Source organism: Methylomonas rivi (assembly GCF_024505165.1).
Taxonomy (GTDB): Bacteria; Pseudomonadota; Gammaproteobacteria; order Methylococcales; family Methylomonadaceae; genus Methylomonas; species Methylomonas rivi.
Window position 1 is genome coordinate 1 of the sequence record NZ_JANIBK010000185.1, and the last position, 6,133, is coordinate 6,133.

Annotated in this window: 5 protein-coding genes; 3 read left to right on the forward strand and 2 right to left on the reverse strand. The window is 54.7% G+C overall.

Annotated features, from left to right (window positions below; all coding sequences use genetic code 11):
* Positions 1 to 77 precede the first annotated feature (77 nt).
* Positions 78 to 1,607 (forward strand): choice-of-anchor I domain-containing protein, encoded by a 1,530-nt coding sequence (locus tag NP596_RS19220; protein ID WP_256617020.1) that lies wholly within the window; start codon positions 78 to 80, stop codon positions 1,605 to 1,607.
* Here NP596_RS19220 and NP596_RS19225 read toward each other — a convergent pair.
* On the reverse strand, positions 1,591 to 2,895 hold the full coding sequence (locus NP596_RS19225; protein ID WP_256617021.1) for a lipopolysaccharide biosynthesis protein: 1,305 nt from the start codon (positions 2,893 to 2,895) through the stop codon (positions 1,591 to 1,593). The two genes, NP596_RS19220 and NP596_RS19225, sit on opposite strands and share 17 nt — an antisense overlap.
* A gap of 379 nt (positions 2,896 to 3,274) precedes the next feature.
* Between NP596_RS19225 and aqpZ the strand changes: the two genes are divergently transcribed.
* Entirely contained in the window at positions 3,275 to 4,051 is a 777-nt protein-coding gene (aqpZ, locus tag NP596_RS19230; protein ID WP_256617022.1) for an aquaporin Z, read from the forward strand.
* 134 nt (positions 4,052 to 4,185) lie between these two features.
* On the opposite strand, the gene zwf is transcribed toward aqpZ, so the two are convergent.
* Positions 4,186 to 5,679, reverse strand: a complete 1,494-nt coding sequence (gene zwf, locus NP596_RS19235; RefSeq protein ID WP_256617023.1) for a glucose-6-phosphate dehydrogenase — start codon at positions 5,677 to 5,679, stop codon at positions 4,186 to 4,188.
* Between the two features lie 263 nt (positions 5,680 to 5,942).
* Here zwf and NP596_RS19240 point away from each other — a divergent pair.
* Positions 5,943 to 6,133, forward strand: a 191-nt coding sequence (locus NP596_RS19240) for a hypothetical protein (protein ID WP_256617024.1), incomplete at its 3' end; no start/stop codon positions are given.

Below are 6,133 nucleotides of genomic sequence, written 5' to 3' on the forward strand. Positions count from 1 at the left end.
ACCCGGCGCGGCTTTTTTGTAATCAATGTTTTGCGTTATGATGCGCGGCTTTAGCGTGAATTTCGGTGGGGATATTCTTGAAAACATACATCGGGTTACTGGTTGGTTTGTCGTTGACCGCTTGCGCCAGTCGGCCGGTTAACGAAACGGCTTCCGAAGAATGGCGCCTGCAACCCGATTGCCTGTATTACTCGGGATACGACAAGGGCACCGAGATTGTCAGCGTACAACAGGCAACGTTGCGCGCCGTTTTAAGTAATTTTAAAACCGGCGAAGTGGATGTTTTGGATTTGAAACGCGCCGGCAAAATGCAGCGGATTCAGCGCTTCGATCTGCGCTTGCCGGCGGGGGAAGAATTGACGTCGGTGGCTTTTCATCCCACGTTGGATGTATTTGCCGCGGTGATCGATGCCGGCACCCGGCGGGGGCGTTTGGAAATGCGTTCCGCCGGTAACGGCGAATTGCTGGATCACGTTGAAGTGGGTTACGGACCCGATGCGGTGGTGTTTTCGGAGGATGGGTCGGCATTATTGGTAGCCAACGAGGGCGAGGATTTTTCCTTCGATCGGGTTAAACGGGCGTTTTTCACGGCGGAAGGCAATATTTCGATCGTGCGGTTGGACGGCAAAGGCCGTATCAAAGCCAACGCCAACATCGAAATGGCCGATGTCAGCCATCGGGAAGGTTTTATCGTGGCGGAAAAAGGCCATTTTCTGGAGCGTGAAGTCGATTGGGACGGCGACGGCAAAATCGGCAAGCAAACCGATTTCGACGGCAACGGCAATATCGATAACAAGCGGGTATTGCTGGGTACTTTTGAAGGCGTGGCGGTGTACGGGAACGAAAAAAAAGGCGAAGCCGGCATTTTGATACCTGTCAAAGCGGATTCCAAGGCACTATTGGAGCCGGAATATATCGCCTTGTCGCCGGATGCCAAACGCGCCTATGTCACTTTGCAGGAAACCAATGAAGTGGCGGAGGTGGATGTGGAAAACGGCAAAGTGCTGGGTTATTTCAATATGGGCATAGCCGAGCACGGCGCCGACCGCAAGGCCAACGGCTGGATCGAATTCAACCAGTCGGTGATGGCTTTACGCGAGCCGGACGGCATTGCCTTGACGCCGGACGGGCGCTATTTGGTTACCGCGGATGAAGGCGATACCGACACGGATGCGCAAGATGGCGAAGAGCCGCTGCAAAGCGGCGGTCGCACTATGAGCGTGTTCGACGCCAAAACGGGTGAGTTTGTGGCGGATACCGGCAATCAATTGGATCGGGTTACTTTTGAACACGGCGTATATCCGGACCGGCGCAGCAATAAAAAAGGCGCGGAGCCGGAAGGTATCGTGGCGTTTGAAATGGATGGGGAGCCTTGGGCCGTGGTGGGCATGGAGCGGGCCGATGCGTTGGTGTTGGTGGCGCTGGCCGATCCGAAACGCCCCAAGGTGGTGGCGCTGGGCAAGATTCCCGGCGAGGAAACCCGGGCTCCGGAAGGGCTTGCCCATTTCGAGCGCGGCGGCGAGCATTATCTTTTATCCGCCAACGAAATGAACGGCACCGTGGCCTGTTTTAAAATTGTGCGCGGCGAATTCACTTTGGAACATTGACGGGCAAATAACGCTGAAGATGCCGGCGGGCCAGCAATTTAAGCAGGCTGAACAGGATTGTCGTCGGCACGGCGTAGGCAATGGCAACACCGGTGACGCCGTATAAAGTCCCCAGAATAAAACTTAACCCCACCATGCCGGCCGCGGCCAGACTCATCAGGCCAACCACCAGCCGGTTTTTTCCCATGAATTGCAGATAATAGGGCGAGTCCGAAAATAGCGCATTAATGACCGCGCCTAGCGAACAAATGCACAAGGCCGGATAGCCCGCGGAAAAGCCGGGGCCGAACAATGCTAAAACGTCGGCGCCGTACAGGCCTATCAGGCCCAGGTAAAGCAAAATCAGCAGGCCTATCAAGCGGGTGCGTTTGCGCAGCAAGCGGGTGGCGCCCCTTGTATCTTGCCGTTCGATCAGCACCACCAGCATCGGCAAATAATAGCGGTTGGTGGAGGTGCCTATCAACGAAATCAAAGAGCAGGTTTGCATGCAGACGGCAAAAAGCCCGACCTGAAATTCCGAAGGGTAAAGCAATTCCAAGACGATGGTGCCGGCGCTGGTCAGCATGGTCATCATCAAGCTGCTCAGCATCAGCGGCAAAGCCTTGCCTATCCATTTGCGCCGGTTGTGCGAACTGGGTTTGGCCAGCCGCAAGGGCTTGGGGCTGGTAACGCGTTCGGTAAGATCCAGTATCAGCAAGGTAAAGCACCAGGACAGTCCGAAACACAATACCGCCGAAGTGGCTGAAATGGCGTAACCCAAGCCTTGTACGCTAAAAAGGAACCCCGCAAACAAGGCCGGTAGCAAAAAACGGTACAAAACCATGGCCGGTATCTGGAAACCGTATACGGTGACGATTTCGATCAGGAACAAGCTGACGGCGATCACCGGCAGGAAGGCGGCGTAAATAACGATGGCGATATGAAAATCCGCCTGCCGCCAGGCTAAAATCCCTTCCAGACTCAACGACAGAACGCCCAACAAAATCAAGCTGAAAATGACGATAATCCGCACGGAAAAGTGCAGGAAGCTACGCAGCCGGCCCCATTTTTCCCGTTCGATATTGAGCGCCACCAGGCGCAGGGCGTATTTTTCCAAGCCCAGGGTAGCCAGCGTGGACAATAAGGTCACCACCGAAATGGCCACGTTGTAATCGTCGAATTCGCCGATACCCAAGTGTCTGGCCAGAAATATATTGACCCAATACATCAGCACATAATTGCCTAGGCTCAAGCCGAACAATACCAGGCTGCTGAGATGGTTGGGGTGTACGGAAAAGTTGGGATTCAATAGCTTGTGAAGTTTTTTATTGAAAGAAAGATATAAAAGGGTGGGGCGATTTCAGCGTATTCCCTCGGTGCCGGCTTTTAGGGTGGATATTGTACCCTTGGTATAAGGCAATGCATGTTACAGCGCATGCAAAAGCCTTAAACGCTTACGGTACCGGCGGGGCGCGGGGAGGCGATAAAGCCTAACTCGTTGCTTATAAAAAGAGAATTGACTTTGGCGGCTTCGGGGTTAGACTTTGCGGCTAGGGAGGCTTGTTAGGCCGGCCATGCGGTACCGGCGGCCTGTTCGATTATGGATGCATGTTGCAAACAACTGTTACGCAGGCTGGATACGCCGGAATGCTTGAGCGGATTGTTTTCGAGCTCCCGGTTTTTTCAGTATGCCTACATTACAAGAGTCCGCTAAGCCTCTAACCGGGGCTTGCGGAACTATCAACATAACATTACGGCAGGGGAAGAGCATGAAACAGTATGGCGCGGAATTTTTTGGAACATTCTGGTTGGTTTTGGGCGGCTGCGGCAGCGCGGTTTTGGCGGCGGCCTTTCCCGATGTGGGTATCGGCTTGCTGGGGGTGTCGTGCGCGTTCGGGTTGACGGTGTTGACCATGGCGTTTGCGATCGGGCATATTTCCGGCTGCCATTTGAATCCGGCGGTATCGATAGGTTTGTGGGCGGGCGGCCGTTTCCCAACCAATAAACTGGCGCCTTATATCGCCGCGCAAGTCTTGGGCGGTATCGTGGCGGGCGGCGTGTTATATCTGATAGCCAGCGGCAAGGCCGGTTTCGACGTGTCGGCGGGATTCGCTAGCAATGGCTATGGCGAGCATTCGCCGGGCGGTTACGGCATGTTGTCGGCGTTGGTCACCGAGGTGGTGATGACGATGATGTTTTTGCTGGTGATTTTGGGCGCCACCGATACCCGCGCGCCGCAAGGCTTTGCGCCTATTGCCATCGGTTTATGCCTGACTTTGATTCATTTGATCAGCATTCCTGTCACCAATACCTCGGTCAATCCGGCCCGCAGTACGGCGGTGGCGGTTTACGTCGGCGACTGGGCCATGATGCAGCTTTGGCTGTTTTGGCTGGCGCCGGTTGTGGGCGCGGTGCTTGGGGCTTGGGTATATAAATTTTTAGGCGGCGAAGAGAATGCCGATTAAGCTCGGTAGGCCGGAATAAGCCGATAGGCGTTTCCGGCGGATCGAAGCAGGTTTTGCCGGAAACGCGGTGCTTATTCCGGCCTAACGGAACCAAAGGGGGCTGCCGCAATGGCAGCCCCTTTTTTATGTTACCGTTACGGCGCGCATTCCGGCATCAAGGAACTGCGCCAGAATTGGTCTTCTTTTTCGAACAAGCGGCTGCTTTCCGGCGGTCCCCAGGAACCGGCCGGGTAAGTGTGGATGTAATCGCGCTCGGTGGCCCAGGTTTGCAGGATGGGGTCGACTATCTTCCAGGCGGCTTCCACTTCGTCGAAGCGTAAAAACAGCGAGCGGTCGCCCTGAATCACGTCCAGCAACAAGTCTTCGTAAGCGTCGACATGGCGCTGGTTGGGTTGGCGAAAGTCGGTATCCAGGCTGGCGGTGTGGGTGCGCATTTCCAGTCCGGCATCCTTGACGATCATTTCGATGCGGATGCATTCTTCCGGTTGGATGCCCAGAATCACCCAGTTAGGGTTCATGCAGCTGACGTGGGTGCCTTGAAAAAATTGCAGCGGCGGGTGGCGGAAACAGATGGAAATGCTGGACTGGCCGGCCGCCATGCGTTTACCGGTGCGCAGATAGAAAGGCACGCCGCGCCAGCGCCAGTTGTCTATCATCAGCTTCATGGCCGCGTAAGTTTCGGTGGTGCTGTCGGGCGGGATGTTGTCCTCTTCCAGATAACCGTTGACCTTTTGGCCCTTGATGGTGCCCTTGGCGTATTGGCCGCGGAAGGCGTGCGCATGCACGGCGGATTTGGGAATCGGCCTGATCGATTTCAAAACCTTAACCTTTTCGTCCCGCAAGGCCTCGGCATCCATGGAAATCGGCGGTTCCATCGCCACCAATGTCAACAATTGCAATAAATGGCTTTGCAGCATGTCGCGCATCGCGCCGGCCGTGTCGTAATAACCGCCCCGCGTGCTGATGCCCATTTCTTCGGCATGGGTGATCTGGATATGGTCGATGTAATTGCGGTTCCACAGCGGTTCCAGCATGATGTTGGCGAAGCGGAATACCAGTACGTTTTGCACCATGCCTTTGCCGAGGTAATGGTCTATGCGGTAGATTTGCTCTTCGGACAGGTAGCGCTCCAGGCGTTTTTGCAGGGCCTGGGCGCTTTCCAGGTCGTAACCGAAGGGCTTTTCGATCACCACCCGCCGCCAGCCGTATTCTTCGGATAATAAGGCAACCTTGCTGAGCGATTCTATGACATTGCCGAAATCGTCCGGGCCTATCGCCAGGTAAAAGGCCATGTTTTTCGGAAATTGCGCCGCGTCGTCGTTCAAGTCGGCGGCCAGTTCCCGGTAACATTGATCGTCGTCCAGATTGCCGCGGTGATAGTACAGTCGCTCGCTAAAGCGGGTAAATACGCTTTCGTCCAGTTTATCGCCGAATTTTTCTTCCAGCATGCCGCGCACTTCGCCTAGCCATTTGGCCCTGTCCCAAGGCCTGCGGCCTATGGCGACGATGCGGGTGCCCTCCTGGAGTTTGTTTTCCAGTTCCAGGTGATAAAACCCGGGCATCAGTTTCAGTCGGGCCAGATTTCCTGTCGCACCGAAAATGACGTAGGTGCAGGATTCAATGGTCATGGTGTTAACTCCTAAATTGAAAAAGAGGTGTGGAAGCGGCGGTAACGCCAAATTTACCGATAGAAATACTTTTGTCGGGCGGGGAAATTCGGCAACCCCGCCCTGGTTTAATTTGTTCGTGGCCGAATAATCGTTCGAAGGGTATCTTTGCCGAGAATTTTGTAGTAAAAACAAAATTCTTGATCGTATCCCATTTTAATTATAAAAATGATACGACGAATCTGTTGAATCCAACCTATAAAAATTAATTAATGGAGGGGGATATGGACGCTTTGCAAACCATTGTGGATTTATTCGGGTCGCTGGGCAGCGGCCTGATCGCGGCACTGTTCGGGCTGGTTGCCGTTATTTTAGTCTGGTTGATAGCGCGGGCCTCGCGGCGCGGATCGGTATCCCCGGAGCCGGCCGCCAAGCGGGCGCGGAATAATCGTTACCATCCGGAGGCCGAGGCTGG

What these genes read in the sequence shown, in the direction of transcription:
- aqpZ (WP_256617022.1), top strand. Translation starts at nt 3,275, where the DNA reads ATGCCTACATTACAAGAGTCCGCTAAGCCTCTAACCGGGGCTTGCGGA.
- zwf (WP_256617023.1), bottom strand. Translation starts at nt 5,679, where the DNA reads ATGACCATTGAATCCTGCACCTACGTCATTTTCGGTGCGACAGGAAAT.